This is a genomic window from Nocardia pseudobrasiliensis NBRC 108224, assembly GCF_001613105.1.
Lineage (GTDB): Bacteria > Actinomycetota > Actinomycetes > Mycobacteriales > Mycobacteriaceae > Nocardia > Nocardia pseudobrasiliensis.
Map to the genome: position 1 here is coordinate 13,277 of NZ_BDBS01000060.1, position 16,245 is coordinate 29,521.

General features: G+C 68.8%; 17 protein-coding genes. 9 read left to right on the forward strand and 8 right to left on the reverse strand.

All coding sequences use genetic code 11. The annotated features are described in order from the left end of the window. Positions 1–265: 265 nt before the first annotated feature. Complete coding sequence (locus tag NP4_RS35265) at positions 266–1,090, forward strand: tyrosine-protein phosphatase (protein ID WP_245997890.1); 825 nt, start codon at positions 266–268, stop codon at positions 1,088–1,090. A gap of 60 nt (positions 1,091–1,150) precedes the next feature. Here the strand turns inward: NP4_RS35265 and NP4_RS35270 are convergent, their stop codons facing one another. The 5 genes from NP4_RS35270 to NP4_RS35285 form a co-directional block, all read right to left on the reverse strand. Further along, on the reverse strand, positions 1,151–1,330 hold the full coding sequence (locus tag NP4_RS35270; protein WP_062512049.1) for a hypothetical protein: 180 nt from the start codon (positions 1,328–1,330) through the stop codon (positions 1,151–1,153). A 149-nt stretch (positions 1,331–1,479) separates the two neighbouring features. Beyond that, entirely contained in the window at positions 1,480–1,929 is a 450-nt protein-coding gene (locus tag NP4_RS35275; RefSeq protein WP_068007278.1) for a TY-Chap domain-containing protein, read from the reverse strand. A 116-nt stretch (positions 1,930–2,045) separates the two neighbouring features. After that, a complete protein-coding gene (locus NP4_RS35280) occupies positions 2,046–2,861 on the reverse strand; it encodes an SDR family NAD(P)-dependent oxidoreductase (protein WP_068007281.1) in 816 nt (271 codons plus the stop codon). 105 nt (positions 2,862–2,966) lie between these two features. Continuing rightward, positions 2,967–3,125, reverse strand: a complete 159-nt coding sequence (locus NP4_RS41380) for a hypothetical protein (RefSeq protein ID WP_156524967.1) — start codon at positions 3,123–3,125, stop codon at positions 2,967–2,969. An 88-nt stretch (positions 3,126–3,213) separates the two neighbouring features. Next, positions 3,214–4,005: an ABC transporter permease gene (locus NP4_RS35285; RefSeq protein WP_082876508.1), complete on the reverse strand. Its 792-nt coding sequence runs from the start codon at positions 4,003–4,005 to the stop codon at positions 3,214–3,216. A 117-nt stretch (positions 4,006–4,122) separates the two neighbouring features. On the opposite strand from NP4_RS35285, the gene NP4_RS35290 reads away from it, so the two are divergent. The 8 genes from NP4_RS35290 to NP4_RS35325 all read left to right on the forward strand — a co-directional run bounded on the left by NP4_RS35290 (position 4,123) and on the right by NP4_RS35325 (position 13,657). Next, positions 4,123–5,772, forward strand: coding sequence for a CocE/NonD family hydrolase (locus tag NP4_RS35290; protein ID WP_068007289.1), 1,650 nt, complete (start codon positions 4,123–4,125; stop codon positions 5,770–5,772). After that, positions 5,769–7,121, forward strand: a complete 1,353-nt coding sequence (locus NP4_RS35295; protein ID WP_068007293.1) for a M20/M25/M40 family metallo-hydrolase — start codon at positions 5,769–5,771, stop codon at positions 7,119–7,121. The genes NP4_RS35290 and NP4_RS35295 overlap by 4 nt, the downstream gene beginning before the upstream one ends. 524 nt (positions 7,122–7,645) lie before the next feature. Continuing rightward, the gene (locus NP4_RS35300; RefSeq protein ID WP_068007297.1) at positions 7,646–8,485 is read left to right on the forward strand and encodes an alpha/beta hydrolase; all 840 of its coding nucleotides are present in this window, start codon (positions 7,646–7,648) and stop codon (positions 8,483–8,485) included. A gap of 74 nt (positions 8,486–8,559) precedes the next feature. Then, on the forward strand, positions 8,560–9,327 hold the full coding sequence (locus NP4_RS35305) for a DUF2334 domain-containing protein (RefSeq protein ID WP_068007301.1): 768 nt from the start codon (positions 8,560–8,562) through the stop codon (positions 9,325–9,327). Further along, the gene (locus NP4_RS35310) at positions 9,327–10,496 is read left to right on the forward strand and encodes a glycosyltransferase (RefSeq protein WP_068007304.1); all 1,170 of its coding nucleotides are present in this window, start codon (positions 9,327–9,329) and stop codon (positions 10,494–10,496) included. Before NP4_RS35305 ends, NP4_RS35310 begins: the two co-directional genes overlap by 1 nt. A gap of 147 nt (positions 10,497–10,643) precedes the next feature. Further along, on the forward strand, positions 10,644–11,891 hold the full coding sequence (locus NP4_RS35315; protein WP_068007308.1) for a sensor histidine kinase: 1,248 nt from the start codon (positions 10,644–10,646) through the stop codon (positions 11,889–11,891). Positions 11,892–11,902: 11 nt separating this feature from the next. Further along, positions 11,903–12,547, forward strand: coding sequence for a response regulator transcription factor (locus NP4_RS35320; protein ID WP_068007312.1), 645 nt, complete (start codon positions 11,903–11,905; stop codon positions 12,545–12,547). A 9-nt stretch (positions 12,548–12,556) separates the two neighbouring features. Continuing rightward, the gene (locus NP4_RS35325) at positions 12,557–13,657 is read left to right on the forward strand and encodes a glycerol dehydrogenase (protein WP_068007314.1); all 1,101 of its coding nucleotides are present in this window, start codon (positions 12,557–12,559) and stop codon (positions 13,655–13,657) included. On the opposite strand, the gene NP4_RS35330 is transcribed toward NP4_RS35325, so the two are convergent. From NP4_RS35330 to NP4_RS35340, 3 genes are read right to left on the reverse strand one after another with little or no spacing between them, the layout of a single operon-like run. Beyond that, the gene (locus NP4_RS35330; RefSeq protein WP_068007316.1) at positions 13,654–14,535 is read right to left on the reverse strand and encodes a DMT family transporter; all 882 of its coding nucleotides are present in this window, start codon (positions 14,533–14,535) and stop codon (positions 13,654–13,656) included. The genes NP4_RS35325 and NP4_RS35330 overlap by 4 nt on opposite strands. A 51-nt stretch (positions 14,536–14,586) precedes the next feature. Then, positions 14,587–15,816 carry an RNA polymerase sigma factor gene (locus tag NP4_RS35335; protein WP_068007318.1) on the reverse strand — a complete coding sequence of 410 codons (1,230 nt, stop codon included), beginning with the start codon at positions 15,814–15,816 and terminating at the stop codon, positions 14,587–14,589. Further along, positions 15,816–16,220, reverse strand: a complete 405-nt coding sequence (locus NP4_RS35340) for a YciI family protein (RefSeq protein ID WP_068007321.1) — start codon at positions 16,218–16,220, stop codon at positions 15,816–15,818. The genes NP4_RS35335 and NP4_RS35340 overlap by 1 nt, the downstream gene beginning before the upstream one ends. Positions 16,221–16,245: the final 25 nt, after the last annotated feature.

Genomic DNA, 16,245 nt, shown 5'->3' on the forward strand with positions numbered 1-16,245 from the left:
AACCCGATCGCTCAGCATTTCACTCACACTCACCAATTGCCGCTGTCCGGCCGCACCGTTACACCAGCAAGATCACCAGCTGACCTCGGCCAATTCCGCTTGTCCACAACAAATCTCGGTGAGTACGGTTGCGAGTCCCGGTCAGCGAGGTAAGTGCCGCCGATACCACAGAACCCCACCGAACACATAATCAAGGCCCCTACTGTCCCGCGACATGAGGTTCTCGTTAGTTTCATTGTTCGGAGCCGCCTTGGCGGTATGTGCGTTGACCGCTACGACCGTAGCCGCCCAGCCCGGGGCGGAACTGGCCGTGGCGGGGGGAAAGATCGAATTGCAGGGTGCGGTGAACACCCGCGATATCGGGGGATACCGGACCTACGACGGCAAAACCGTGAAGTCCGGCAAGGCCATTCGATCGGATTCACTCCAATCGCTGACCGATGCGGATCTGCAGAAGCTGGGCTCACTGCAGTTGAAGCAGGTGATCGATCTGCGGACGGCTCAGGAGGTGCAGTTCTCCGGCGCGGACAAACTTCCCGCCGGGGTGCCGCTGGTCTCCCGTCCGACCAGCGATACCGGCATGTTCGTGCTGATGCTGCAGCTGATCCAGTCCAAGGACTACCAGAAGCAGGAGTCGACGCTCGGCAACGGCGGGGCCGAACGAATCATGCAGAACATGTACACCAGCCTCGCCACCGATCCGGATACGAAAGCCAAGGTGGCGCAGACCATCCGCGATCTGGCCTCCACCGACAAGCCGACCCTCTACCACTGCACGGCCGGTAAGGATCGCACGGGCTGGATCACCTACATCGTGCTGCGCGCGGTCGGTGTCCCGGAGCAGACCGCTCGCCAGGATTACCTGAAGTCCAACCAATATCGCGCCGCGGCCGACGCGAAACTGCGCGAGCAGGTGAAACAGGCCGGGCTGATGCAGAATCCGGATCTGCTGATCCCGCTGCAGGAGGTGCGAGACGAATATCTCGATACCGCGGTGAACAAGATCGGCGACTTCGGCCGCTACCTCACCGACGGGCTGGGTTTGGACCCGGGCACCATCTTGAAGTTGCGTAAGAATCTCGTCGGCTGATTCCCCTATCCGAGCCGAAGCCCCCGGAGGCCCTGGGGCTTCGGCCATTTCGGCTGCCGCTCAGATGTGCGGATGGCAGCCCAGCGACGCGCTGTACACCGCGGCCCGGCGCTGCCCGGCCGCCATATTGCGACGTTCCTCGCTGGTCAGGGTGCGCCGTGCCCACGAGCGGCGCGCGTAGTCCCGAAGGGCGGGCAGCCAAGGACGGTGATCACCGGTTCGGAAGTGCGGACGGTTCATTGCTGAGACTCACTCTCCCCTCTCGTATGGCGCGGAGTCGCGGACTACCAGTCTTGCACCGAACAATCACGAATTCCGTCAAAATTCGATGAAAACAGAAGGTGAACTTCATATGTACGACTCGTCTCGGTGACGATCCGGTCACGGATTCAGATGACGCGGCGGCGCGCGATGGGCCCCAGCACCGAAAGGTCCAGATCCCCGGACGCTTCGGTCCAGCCCATCGCCCGCAGATCCGCCGGGGATTCGATCCCGAAGGCATCGTGCAGGCCGAAGGCCACCGCACCGGCCAGCTGCAGCAGTCCGGCCCACGAGATGGGCCAGAACAGCATGCGCCGCCAGTTCTCCACCTCATGGGCCGGCACCGGAGCGCTCCAGCCGAGCTCGCGTAATCGCCGGTCGGCGGCGTCGGAAATCGGTTCGGCCAGATAGTGATTGCCCGCCAGTTCGACCGTCAGTCGGATGTCGTACTGCAGGAATTGGACGTAGCGATTGCCCGGCGCGGCGATGATCAGTGTCGCGCGTGAGGGCAGTTCGGATACACAGCGGGCCAGCGCTCGCGCGAACCCGTCCCAGTCCGCTGCCACCGCTTCGCTCATTTGTCCCCCGGCGCCCTTCCACCGATGGGCCGATCATACGCCGCCTATCCACTGACGCCGCCGAAATATTGTGTCCGGTACGGCTTTTCCGATTCCGGTAGTCGAATACCGTTCGCTCACTCGATTTCGGTGAGGCGCGCGGTGAGCCGGGCCAGACGGGCCCGAACGCCATGGTTGTCCACGAGCGCAGCCGGTTTCGCGGGCTCGGCGCGCAGATGGTAGCCACCGTTGACGACGGGGCGGCCGGAGTCGCACAGCGCCGCGATCTCGGCCGCGACCTCGGCGGCCGGGCGACCGACCTGGCCGTAGCGCTTCAGCATCGCGGTTCTCATATTCCCGGGATCGACGCCCAGGGCGGTGAACGCGTCGCCGTGGGTCTCGGCGAGCGTGCGGGTGAACATGGTCAGCGCCAGTTTGGACTGCGCGTAAACCGGCAGCGGCAGATAGTAGCCCTGCTTGCGGTCCAGATCGTGCCAGGCGATGCTGCCGCCGCGATGCAGTTCGGAGGAGATGTTGAGCACCCGGCCGCGGGCGGCGGTGAGCGCCGGGGTGAGAGCCCGGGTCAGCACATAGGGCGCGAGGTAGTTGACCTGCAGGGTCACCTCGTGTCCCGCCGAGGTGCGGGTGCGGCGCTCCGGCCCGGCGATGGCCGCATTGTTGACCAGCAGATCCAGCGCGGGCACGGTCCGCGCCAGATCCGCTGCCAGCGTGGCCACTTCGGCCATCTCGGTGAAATCGGCGACCACCAGCCGCAGGCGCAGCGGCTCGGCCCCGTCTTTGACCAGTTCCTCCAGGGCGCGGTCGCCGCTGCTCTGATCGGGGGCGTGCACGATCACGGTGCGCCCGTCGTCGACCAGGCGCCGGGCGAGCGCGAAGCCGAGTCCGCTGGTGGCTCCGGTGATCAGCGCGGTACGGGAAATTGCATCAAGCATGGGTCATTCCTCAGGAAGGTGTCCGGCGGACAGCAAAAGGCACGCGAGCGTGGGTATTTCGAAAGAGAAGCCGCCGTCGGCGGCGATGAAAGTCGGATTCGACCGTCAGGCGCGGGGGCCGCACGACGGCGGCTCGTCCTCGCCGCCGAATCCGAACCGCTGCAGACTCGTCGGCACGGACTCCACGCGGGCCGACCACCCGCGGCGCTCGGTGATCACCGAGTCCACCTGCGGGGCACGACTACTCGCGCGCGGATCGACCATGTATCCATCAGACCGTTCCGCGATATCCCGGGCAAGCTCCCGGGGCCGTCTTGACGAATTCTTACCGGATGGGTGCACCGCGACGCCGCTATCGGCTGACGGCCTTCTTGTACTGCGCGATCGCCAGCGGTACGAAGATCACCAGCAGTAGGGCCGTCCACAGCAGCGAGGCCAGAATCGGATGGTGCATCGGCCAGGCCGTCGAGGCGTTGGGCAGGGCGGAGCTGGTGTTGCCGAACAGCTGTCGGGACGCCTCGACCACCGCCGAGATCGGATTCCATTCGGCGACCACCCGCAGCACCGTGGGCAGGCGGTTGGGGTCGACGAAGGTGTTGGCCACGAAGGTCGCCGGGAAGATGATGATGAATACCGCGTTGTTGTAGACCTCGGGCGTGCGGATCGCCAAGCCCACCAGGGCCATCAACCACGAGACGGCATAGGCGAACAGCAGCAGGATCGCGAAGCCCGCGATCGCCTCCAGCAGAGAGGTGCGGATCCGCCAGCCGACCAGCAGCCCGGTCAGCGCCATCACGACCAGGCTGATGACATTGATGAACACGTCGCTGACCGTGCGGCCCAGCAGCACCGCGCTCGGCGACATCGGCAGTGAGCGGAAGCGGTCGATGATGCCGTTCTTGATGTCCTCGGCCATACCGAGGCCGGTCCAGGTGCTGCCGAAGATCACCGTCTGCGCGAAGATTCCGGCGATGAGATATTCGCGGTAGCCGCGGCCGGGCATGTCGATCATGCTGCCCAGCACGTAGGCGAACAGCAGCACGAACATGATGGGCGACAGGGTGGTGAATACGAGTAGATCGGGTACGCGTTTGATCTTGATCAGATTGCGCTTGGTGATCGTCGCACCGTCGACCACGGCCATGGTTACCGGATTCACACACCGAAGTATGGCCGAGGGCACCGACAGATTCCGCGCGCTGCGCCGTTACACCCCCGGTTCCAGGGGCTGGACCGATGTCCAGGCAAACTCGATAGTCCTATGGTGCTCCGGACGTTGATCTCGCGCGGCCTGCTCGGGCTGCTGTTGTTGGTGAGCTGCACGGCGACGGCCGTGGCCGCGCCGACCGTGCCCTATCAGTGGCGACAGGAATTCATCACCGCCCCCGACGGGGTGCGCCTGCACGCCGACATTCTGCGTCCGGCGGGTATGGCCGATGATGTGCGGACGCCGGTGGTGCTGACGGTCAGTCCGTATCGGGCGCATCTGGCCTATCTGAGTCAGCCGCGATTGCAGGGCGGGCCCTCGACGGAGAATTTGCAGACCGAGATGTTCCTGCAGGCGGGCTACACCTATGTGATCGTCGATCTGCGCGGCTTCGGCGGATCCAACGGCTGCCCGGATTTCGGTGGTCCCGGTGAACGCGGGGATGTGGCCACCGCGGTGGAATGGGCGGCGGGACAACCGTGGTCGACCGGCCGGGTGGGGATGTTCGGCACCTCCTACGAGGCGTGGACCGGGCTGATGGGCCTGGCGACCAAACCGCGGGGGTTGGCCGCGGTGGCTTCCTTCGAGCCGGTCGTCGATCCCTATTCATATCTGTACATGCAGGGCGTGGCCTGGAAGTTCTCCGGAAAGCCGGTGACCGAGAGCGGGGTTCGGCCCGCCGATCTGGCCGGATTCGAACATCTGCTGATCTCGGCCACGCCCGCGCATCCCGCGGATCCGGCCGAATATCAGATCAACGCCAACCGCAATCCGCTCGAATGCGCGCAGCCGTATGTGTCGAATATCGCCGATCACAATGGAGCGAGCGAATTCTGGCGCGATCGCGATCTGGTGGACCGGTTGCGGGGCAATACGATTCCGCTGTTTCTGGGTCAGGGGTTCGTGGATTACAACACCCGTGCCTATCGGGTCTTCGATGTGTGGAACAACCTCGGGCCGGGTGAGCACAAGGCGTGGTACGGGCAGTGGGGGCATCGCACCTGTCATATCGATTGCGGGACACCGCAATTCGATAGCGAGTTGCTCGCCTTCTTCGATCGGCATGTGGCGGGCAAGGATGTGGCGGTACCGGGACCGCGGATCACCGTGGGGCGCTTCGACGGCCAGTGGCGCGGGGAACAGAGCTGGCCGCCCGCCGATTCGCGGCGGGTGGCGGTGACGCTGCGGCCCGGCTCCTACACCGATCGCGGGCTGCCGCCCGGGCCGGATCGGGAGTTCTGGTCGGTGTCCCAGTCGCTGGACCGGGATCAGCAGCTGTCCGGAATCCCCACGGCCGCACTGTCGTTGCGCGGTCCGGCCGAGGCGACGGTAGCGGTGGAGCTCTACGATATCGCCCCCGACGGGCGCGCGACGGTGATCACCCGCGGCATCGCACCCGTGCGCGACAGCGCCGAGGTGCGGCTGCTCGGACAGGACTGGCTGGTGAGTGCGGGGCATCGGATCGGGTTCCGGATCACCGATGTCGTCGACGACGTGTGGTCGCACACCCCGGCCGACGCGCGGGTCGAGGTGACCGACGCGCGGGTGGAGTTGCCGCTGCTGACCGGTGAGCGCATCTCCGATGTGGCGGGCGCGGTGACCGACAGCATCCCGAAGTGGCGGGCGGAGAAGTCCGTCACGGTGGCCGCGGATGTGCTGAACAATGCAACGGTGACCATCCCCCTGCCCGACCGCGGCCGATGACCGCCCGCGCGCCGGGCGTAGACGACGAGACCGCCGAGCGGCTGGCGGCCGCGCTGCGCTGCGCGACCGTGTCCACCGAGGGCGGCGAACCCGCCGACGCCGAATTCGATCGACTGGCGGCGCTGCTGGAACGGTTTTATCCGCTGGCGCATTCGCGGCTGGAGTTGGCGCGGTTCGGGCACAGCCGGTTGTACCGCTGGGCGGGGACCGAGCCCGGGACCGCGGCGATTCTGCTGGCGCATCTGGATGTTGTGCCCGTCGACGACGAGACGCGCTGGACCCATCCGCCCTTCGCCGGGGTGGTCGACGACGAATTCGTCTGGGGGCGTGGGGCGATCGACGACAAGAGCCGGGCGCTGGCGATTCTCGAGGCGGTCGAGCAGGCGCTGGCGGCCGGGCGGCGGCCGCGGCGCACGGTGTATCTGGCGTTCGGGCACGACGAGGAGGTCTTCGGGGTCGGCGGCGCGGGCCGGATGGCGGCGCGGCTGCGGGCCGATGGGGTGCGGGCGGAGTTGCTGTTGGACGAGGGTGGGGTGATCCTGTCCGGGATGCCTCCGGCGACCCGGCCGGTCGCCTCGATCATGGTGGGCGAAAAGGGTTGGGCCACGGTGCGTCTGGCGGTGACCGATACCGGTGGACATTCGTCCATGCCTGGGCGGCGGACCGCGGTCGGGCGCATCGCCCGGGCCGTCGCGCGGGTGCAGGACCATCCGCTGCCGCTGCGGTTGACGCCGGTGATCATCGATATGCTCGAGCGATTGCGGCCCGCGTTTCCGCTGCCGCTGCGCCGAGCGCTCGGCGTACTACCGCGCGGCGGCGCTGCCGTGACCCGAATCCTGGCCCTGCGACCGCAGACCGAGGCCCTGGTGCGCACCACCACCGCACCCACGGTCATCCGGGGCGGCGTGAAGGCCAACGTCCTGCCTCAGCACGCCGAGGCCCTGGTGAATTTCCGCATCCTGCAGGGCGATTCGGTCTCCGACGTCCTGGCCCACTGCCGCCGGGTGATCCGCGACAACCAGGTATCGGTCACCCTCCACGGCATCTCCTCCGAACCCTCCCCCATCAGCCCCACCGGCCCCACCTTCACCCTCATAGCCGACATCACCCGCACCCTCGTCCCCGAGGCCATCGTCACCACCGGAATAGTCCCCGGCGCCACCGACTCCCGCCACTACGAGGGCCTGGCCACCACCCGCTGCAACTTCGCCCCCATCCTCCTGGCCCCCGAAGACCTGCTACGCATCCACGGCACAGACGAACGCCTCTCCCGAGAAAACTACGCCCGCCTGATCGAATTCAACCGCCGCTTACTCGACCACCTCACCGAACCCCCCACCGCTCGCTAGCGCTCGCGGTGGGGGAACGAGGGACTGCGTCGTCGTGAGGGACCAGGCACGGCGAAACCACGAGGCAGGGCACGCGAAATCGCAGGGGGAATGCGTCACGGAAACGCCGAGGGAAAGGCATCACCGAACCGCCGAGGGCAGTGTGGGATTCGTGGGGTGGATCGGTGGTGTTGTCGCGGGGCTCAGCGGGTGAAGACGGATGTCACGGAGCGGGCGGTCAGGGCGGCGGCTTCGGTGGGGGTGATCTGGTTGCGGGCGAGTTGGAGTAGTAGGCCCTCGATCAGGGCCGATAGTGCGCGGGCATCGTGTAGGGCTTCGGAGCGGGGCGTTCATCGCGTTCGCACGACATGGCGACCCGGGCTGGCGACGATTCGACAATGTTGAACGCGTCCACCGCATCTGGAAAACCCCACCGGCGCTCGGCCACGACCCCCTGTCCGCCTCCCGCCGCATCTGGCAGCGCCGGACAGCCCGCGAATCGCGGTAACGGCGACATCCTGTGGCGGTCAGGTCACAATGGCGGGATGAGTGGAACCGAGACGGGTGGGTTCGAGGGCCGGGCTGGGCGGATTTTCTGGCGGGCCTGGTTGCCCGACGGTGCGGTGCGCGGGGTGGTCGCGCTGGTGCATGGGGTTGCCGAGCATTCGGGGCGGTACGAATACGTCGGGCGGTGGTTGGCCGATGCGGGGTTCGCGGTGTACGCGCCCGATCACATCGGGCACGGGCGTTCGGCCGGGGGTAAGTCGAATATCGAGTCCATCGACGGGGCCGCGGACAATGTGATGACGCTGCTCGAATCGGCTTCGGCGAAGCATCCGGGAGTGCCGCGATTCATCGTTGCCCACAGTATGGGCAGTTTGATCACGCTGCGGCTGGCCACCCGGGCGGCATTGGATGTCGCGGGTATCGCGGTGTCCGCGCCGCCACTGGTGATCGAGGCGGGGAACGCGGTGCAGCGGCTGGCGGCTCCGATACTGAGTCGGTGGACGCCCAATCTCGGTGTACTGCGGCTGGATTCGGCCACGATCAGTCGCGATCCGGAGGTGGTGCGCGCCTACGACACCGATCCGCTGGTCTTCCGCGGCGCACTGCCCGCCCGCACCGCGAACGAAATGCTGCGGAACGCCGAGGCGGTGACGCGGAACCTGAATCGGCTCACCGTGCCCACCCTGGTCATGCACGGCACCGGCGATCAGCTGGCATCCCCGGCGAGCACCGATCTCATCGAGCGCGACGCCGCCGCGAAGGACCTCACCGTGCGTCGCTACGAGGGCCTGTATCACGAGATCTTCAACGAGCCCGAACGCGATGTCGTGCTGACCGATCTGGTCGAATGGTTGGAGAAACATCTCGGCGACAACTGAGACAAGATCACGATTTGCCCGGCTACGCCCCGATTGTTCAGCTGATGGCAACCGGGCGCTGCTAGCGTGCGCCCGTGTCCGCACGTCTGGTGGTGAGTATCCATGATGTCGCTCCGGCCAGTGAGGCCGAGACCGCGCGCTGGTGCGCCGATGCCGACGCGTTCGGAATTCCGGTGTCGCTACTGGTGATACCGGGTCCGTGGCGTGGCTTCCGGCTGTCCGAAGCGCCCGATTACGGCATGTTCCTGCGCGAGCGCAGAGCCCACGGCGACGAGATCATGTTGCACGGCTGGGATCATCGCGCGCCGGAGGACGGTTCGTTCTTACGCCGGGCCATCGCCCGGCTGGTGGCCCGCGGCGCGGCCGAATTCGCCGCCCTCGACGAGACGGCCGCCGATGCCCGGCTGCGGCCCGCGATCGCGGTCATGGACGAAATGGGCCTGGCGACAACCGGATTCACCCCGCCGGGCTGGCTGGCCTCGCCCGCCGCGCTGCGGCTGCTGCGCCGGGCCGGGTTCTCCCACACCACCGACCATTTCGGCGTCCGCGATCTGCGGTCCGGCCGCCGCCACCGCGGCTTCGCCCTGTCCCAGCGCCCGGGCGGCCGCGGTGAACAGACCGCGGCCTGGCTGATGCGCACCCTGGCCCAGCGCACCGCCCTGCGCGGCGGATTCGTGCGCATCGCCCTGCACCCCGACGATCTACACCGCCCCGGACTGCGCGCCGCCGCCCTGCGCGCGATCGATGCCGCACTCACCGCCGGGGCCCGCCCGATGACCTACGCGGAGGTGATCGGCTGCGCGGGTACACGAGTCGTCGCGCCGCGCGAGGTGATCGGCTGATGCGCATCGTGCAGCTCGCCAACTTCTACACCCCGGCCTCGGGTGGGCTGCGCACCTGTGTCGACGAGACCGGCCGCGGCTATCTTGCCGCCGGACACGACCGCGTGCTGGTGGTGCCCGGACTCGTCGACGCCGATGAACTCACCGACGCCGGACGCCGAATCACGCTGCGCGGCCCACGTTTCGGCGGCGCGGGCTACCACGTGCTCACCGCACGCCGCGCCCGGCCGCTGCTGGAACGGCTGCGCCCGGACGTCCTGGAATGCAGCGACAAACTCAGCGTGCGCTGGCTCGCGCCGTGGGCCCGCCGCGCCGGGGTGCCGCTGGTGCTGTTCTCCCACGAGCGCATCGACGCCATCCTGCGCCCCCGGGTGCCGCCCGGCTTCCCGCTGGTCACCGCCGCGGATCTGGCCAATCGTCGACTGTCGGCCCGCGCCCGGCACATCATCGTCACCTCCGGCTTCGCCCGCGACGAATTCACCCGCATCGGCGCGCGCAATGTGCACCGGATTCCGCTGGGCGTCGATCTCGAGACCTTCCATCCGCTCGACCCGTTCACCGACGTCGGACCGCTACGCCTGGTCGTTGACAGCCGAAACGACCGGCCCGCAACGCTTTCCGCCGATCGCGCCGTGGTGGGCCTGGTCCTGGTGAGCAGGCTCTCTCGCGAGAAGCGACCCGGCCACGCGATCGAGGCGCTGCGCCTGCTGCGCGAGGGCGGCATCGATGCCGAACTGACCGTGATCGGCGACGGCCCCCTGCGAGATCGGCTGCGCGAGCAGGCCTTCGGTCTCCCGGTGACCTTCACAGGCCATGTCTCCGACCGCACCACCGTGGCCCGCATGGTCGCCGCCGCCGATATCGCCGTCTGCCCCTCCCCCGCCGAAACCTTCGGCTTGGCCGTTCTCGAGGCCCTGGCCTGCGGCACGCCCGTCGTGGTCCCCCGTGCGGGCGCGGCCCGCGAACTGCTCGGCGCGCCGGGCTCGGGCCTCGAATGCGACGGCACCCCGGCGGGTCTGGCCGCCTCGGTGGCCACCCTGCTCGCGGTTCCCGAACGCGCCCGCCGCGGCGCGGCCCGCCGCAGCGCCGAACGTTTCCCGTGGTCGGCCACGGTCGCCGATTTACTGTCGCTCTACGCCGATTTCGAACCGACCGCCCGCTCGGCCTGAACTCCAGAAATGAGAACCGCCACCGGGCCGACCTGAGCCCAAAGATGCCGTCGCTCGACCGATCCGATCGGAGGTAGGGCCAGCCCCACCCCGGGGCGTGGGCGGGCCGGGTGGAGTGGCGGGCCGGCGTCGGGAATCGTGAACGACATGTTCGACATTGCCCAGGTTCGGCGGCGGCTGGTGTATCTGCTCAGCGGCCTGCCCATCGCACTCGTCAGCTTTCTCGTGCTGGTCTGCGGGTTGTGTGTGGGGGTCGGGTCGTTTTCGGTTTTTCTCGGGCTGCCGCTGCTCGCGGGGACGCTGTGGGCCGCTCGCGGGTTCGCCGGGCTCGAGCGCCACCGGGTCGCCGCGCTGACGGGGAAGCCGTTTCCCCCGGCCCGGTACGAACCGAGCGCCGGCAGTATTCCGCGCAGGCTCTGGGCGATGCTCAGAAGTCCTGCGAACTGGCGCGAGGTGGCGCACGGGTTGGTAGTCCTGCCCGTCGCCGTAGTCACCTGGGGTATCGCCCTGATCTGGGTCGTCGGCGCGCTCGCGGGTCTGCTGTCGCCGCTCTACGCCTGGTCGCTGCCCCGCTACCCCGACAACACCGGCCTCGCCGATCTGCTGGGCATGCATTCGGTACTGGCCACGATCGTGGTGAATGTGGTGCTGGGCCTGGTGTTCCTGGCCACGTTGCCCGTCGTGCTGCGCGGGCTGACCGGACCACACATCGCCCTGGCCCGCGCGCTGCTGACCGACGAGAAGGCCGAATTGCGCGCCCGCACCGAACAACTCACCGCCAGCCGCAGCGCCGCCGCCCAGGCGGAGGCCCAGAATCTGCGCCGGGTGGAACGCGATATCCACGACGGGCCGCAGCAGCGACTGGTCCGGCTGACCATGGACCTCGAATCCGCGCGCCGCCGCATGAACGATGATCCCGAGGCCGCCCGGACCCTGGTCGACGAGGCGCTCACCCAGACCCACGAGGCGCTGCGGGAACTGCGCGCGGTATCGCGCGGTATCGCGCCGCCCATCCTCATCGACCGCGGCCTCACCGCCGCATTGGCCGCGGCCGCCGACCGCTGCCCGATTCCCGCCACCCTCGACTGCGCGCTGCCCGAGGGCGACCGACTCGCCGAATCGGTCGAGAACGCGGCCTATTTCGTGGTGAGCGAGGCGCTGACCAATGTCGCCAAACACGCGCGCGCCACCGCGTGCGCGGTGACGGTGAGCATCGAAGCCGCGACGCTGTGGCTGCGGGTGGCCGACGACGGGATCGGCGGGGCCCATCTCGGCAAGGGCCACGGTCTGGCCGGGCTGGCCGATCGCCTGGCCGGGGTCGACGGCCGCCTCGACGTGCACAGCCCGGCGGGCGGTCCGACGGTGCTGACCGCCGAGATTCCGCTGGCCCAGTAGCATGTCCGTCCGTGCGTGTGGTGCTGGCCGAGGATTCGATGCTGCTTCGTGAGGGCCTGGTTCGATTACTGGACGAGGCGGGCGCGACCGTGGTCGAGGCGGTGGGCGACGGCGAGGAACTGGTCCGCGCGGTGGTCGAACACCGACCCGATATCGCCGTCACCGATGTGCGCATGCCGCCCTCGTTCACCACCGAGGGGCTGCGCGCGGCGCTCGAGGCGCGGCGGCGCGCGCCGGGAACCGCGGTACTGGTGCTGTCGCAGTACGTCGAGCAGTCCTACGCCTCCGATCTGCTCGCCGAGGCGGGCGTCGGCGGCGTCGGCTATCTGCTCAAGGATCGAATCTCCAAGCTGGAGGAGCTGTCCGACGCGCTGCACCGGGTGTCCGAGGGCGGCACCGTACTCGACCCCGAGGTCGTGTCCGGACTGTTCGCCCGCCGCCGGCGTGGTCCGCTCGACGAGCTCACCCCGCGCGAGCGGCAGGTGCTCGAACTCATGGCGCAGGGCCGCACCAACCGGGCGATCAGCAAGCGATTGGATATCAGCGCGGGCGGCGTGGAGAAGCATGTGTCCTCGATCTTCGCCAAACTCGCGCTGCCGCCCTCCGACGACGATCACCGCCGCGTACTGGCCGTGGTGGCCTGGCTCAGCGGGTAGCGTGGTCTGATGCTGAGTGTGTTCTCCTCGCCGGGACATTACGTGCAGGGGCGGGACGCGACCGCCGCGCTCGGATCGGAGCTGACGCGGCTCGGGATCGACGGACCGGTGCTGATCGTGGCGGGCGGCAGCGCGCGGCGGCTGCTGAACGACAGCTGGGAGCGTTCGCTGACGGACGCGAAAATCGCCTACTCCGTCCATGATTCGAGCGGCGAGTGCAGCCGCGCCGAACTGGCCCGGATCACCGCGGTCGCACAGGACACCGGCAGCCGGGCGCTACTGGGCGCGGGCGGCGGCAAGGTGCTCGATTCGGCCCGCGCCGTCGCCGACGATCTCGGCCTGCCCATGATCAGCTGTCCGACCACCGCCTCGAGCGACGCGCCGTGCAGCGCGCTGTCGGTGATCTATACCGACACAGGCGAATTCGAGGCCTATCAACTGGTTCGGCGCAATCCCGCGCTGGTGCTGGTCGACACCTCGGTCATCGTGCGCGCCCCCGCCCGGCTGCTGGCCGCGGGTATGGGCGACGCGCTGGCCACCTGGTTCGAGGCCCGCACCTGCACCTCGGCGCGGGTACGCAACATGCGCGGCGGGGCCTCCACGCGCAGCGCGACAGCCCTGGCCCAACTCTGTTACGACACACTGCTTTCCGATGGCCCGCAGGCATTGGCCGCGGTGCGCGAACAGGCCGTCACCCCGGCGCTGGAGCGCATCGTCGAGGCCAACACCCTGCTGTCGGGTCTGGGTTTCGAATCCTCGGGACTGGCCGCCGCGCACGCGGTGCACAACGGACTGACCGCCGCCCCGGCGACGCATTCGTATCTACACGGGGAGAAGGTCGCCTTCGGCGTGCTCACCCAATTGGTGCTCGAGGGCGCGGCCGCCGATGAGATCGACACCGTGCTGAACTTCTGCGCCGAGGTCGGCCTGCCCACCACCCTGGCCGCCCTGGGTCTCGCCGACGCCGATTCCGACACCCTGTCCGCGGTCGCGACCCGCGCCACGGCCCCGGGGGAAACAATTCACAACGAACCGTTCACCGTCGACGCGGCCATGACCCTCGACGCGCTGCGCACCGCCGACGCCCTCGGCCGCCGGGGACGCGCCTAACCGACCGGAACCGGCCGGGCGGTCTCGCGCTCGTCGTGCAGGGTCGGCGAATTCGCCAGCAGCGCAATGCCTCCGATGACGAGTCCGGCGGCCAGCGCCAGCGGTAGCGGATAGATCGTGGCCGGGGTGAACAGCGTCAGGCCCGCGGTGTAGCTGAGGATCGGATCGGTGATCGTCATCGTGGTCAGCGCCGTGGGCAGCGAGCCGCGCGCGAACGCCTCCTGGGTGAGCACCGCGCCGATACCGGTCGAGATCGGTACGCCCAGCAGCAGCCAGCTCAGCTGCGGCAGCGCCCCGGCCGAGATCGACACCAGCACGGCCGTGGTCGACACGCAGCATCCCGAGGCCATCGCGATCAGCGCCGAACGCAACTGTCCCGAACGGGCCCGCTGCGCCAGCGCCAGCAAGACCAGCACCGCCATCGGAATCACCACGGCCGCAAGGGGTAACCGCTCGGTGCGCACCGAACCGTGCGGCACGCCGTGGATGATCAGCACCACCAGCCCGCCGCACACCGCCGCGGTCCCCGCCCAGTCCCGGCGCAGCAACCGCACCTGCCGCCGCCCCGCCGACAGCGGCAGCGCGAACAGCAACTGCACTACCAGCAGCGCCTGCACCATCGGCAGCGCCGTGTACCGCAGCGCGGCCGCGTGCAGTACGAATCCGGTGGCGCTCGCGCCCTGTCCCATCAGCCAGCGCCGATTCGTCACCAGCGTGCGCGCGATCCCGATCACCGCGAGTGATCGCCCCGCCTTCGGATCGGCCAGGGCCGCCCGCCGCGCACTACCCTGCTGCAGCGCCGCCGCCACCGCGAACAACAAGGCTGACAGCAGCGCCAATCCGCCGCCGATCACCTCGATGCCGACCACTCCGATCATGGATCCTATCCTGGGCAGCTTCGGTGAACCCCGGTTGGCGTCGAGGCGAACTCAGGTGAGCCGGTCGGCGCGCGCGTTCAGATACCGCTGCTGAGGAAGGTTCTTCGCCTGGGCCGCGGCGCGGCGATAGCGGTCGCGCGCACCGCGACGATCTCCCGAAAGTTCCAGCAGATGCGCCCGCACTGCCTCGACGCGATGGTCGCCCGCGAGGCGATCGGCCACCGCGTCGACCAGCCGCAACCCCGCCTCGGGCCCGCGCGACATCGCGATCGCCACCGCATGATTCAACGCGACCACCGGATTGTCGCCGAATTCGAGCAGCCGCTCGTAGAGGGCCGCGATCTGCGGCCAATCGGTGGCCGCGTAGTCGACGGCCTCGTCGTGCAGCGCCGCGATGGCGGCCTGTAATTGGTACGGGCCGACGGCCCCGCGCGGCAGGGCCGCGGTGATCAGGGCGATGCCCTCGGCGATATCGGTTGTGCGCCACAGGCTTCGATCCTGATCCGCCATGGACACGAGTTCGCCGTGCGGGCCGGTGCGGGCGGGGCGGCGCGCATCGGTGAGCAGCATGAGCGCCAGCAGGCCCGCGGTCTCGCTGTCCTCGGGCAGCAGCCGGTGCAGCAGGCGGGTGAGACGGATTGCCTCGACCGATAATTCGCCGCGGTGCAGTTGTGCGCCCGAGGTCGCGGCATAGCCCTCGGTGAAGATCAGATACAGCGTATGCCGCACCGCGGCCAGCCGGTCGGCGCGCTCGCCCGGCGCGGGCACGGCGAACGGGACGCCGCTGTCGCGCACGGCGCGCTTGGCCCGGCTGATGCGCCGGGTCATGGTCGCCTCGGACACCAGGAACGCCCGTGCGATCTCGGCGGTGGACAAGCCGCCGACCGCGCGCAGGGTCAGAGCGATCTGCGCGGGCGGCGACAGCGCGGGATGACAGCACAGAAACAGCAGGATGAGCGTGTCGTCGCCGTCCTCGCGGGCCAGATCGGCCGGTGCGGCCACCCGATCGTGCGGGGGCTCCGACCGCGCGACCGCGTCCTCACGATGTCGCCGGGCCTGCTCGTTGCGCAGCAGATCGGTGAGCCTCCGCCCGGCGACGGTGATCAGCCAGCTCAGCGGATTGTCCGGTATGCCGGCCCGCGGCCACTGCGTGGCAGCGGCCAGCAGCGCCTCCTGCACCGCGTCCTCGGCGGTGTCGAAATGTCCGTAGCGCCGTACCAGCGCGCCGAGGACCTGCGGCGTCGATCGGCGCAGCAGGTCCTCGAAATCGCTGTGCGCCATCACATCTCGTCCGCGGACTCCATGATCGGGCGAATATCGGCATAGGCGTTGGCGACGACGGCGTCCGGGGCGGGGCAGCCCTGCAGACGGCTCGCGATCTCGACCGCCCGGTCGAAGCTCGCGCACTCGATGATCCAGTACCCGGCGAGAACCTCCTCGGTCTCGGCATAGGGCCCGTCGGTCACCAGCGCCTGCCCGTCGCGATTGCCGACCCTGCGGGTATGCACGGGTGCGGCCAGCGCGCGGGTCTCCACCAGTTCACCCGATTCCTCGAGTTCGGCATTGAAGGCCGTCATGAACTCCGCCAACTTCGCGAAGTCCGCGGGTGTCCACGGCGACTCGCCCGCACCGGCCATCCCGTCATAGTCGCGCTGCGAGCCGTAGCTCAGAATCATGTACTTCATGGTCGCTCCTCTCGCCCGGCGCCCG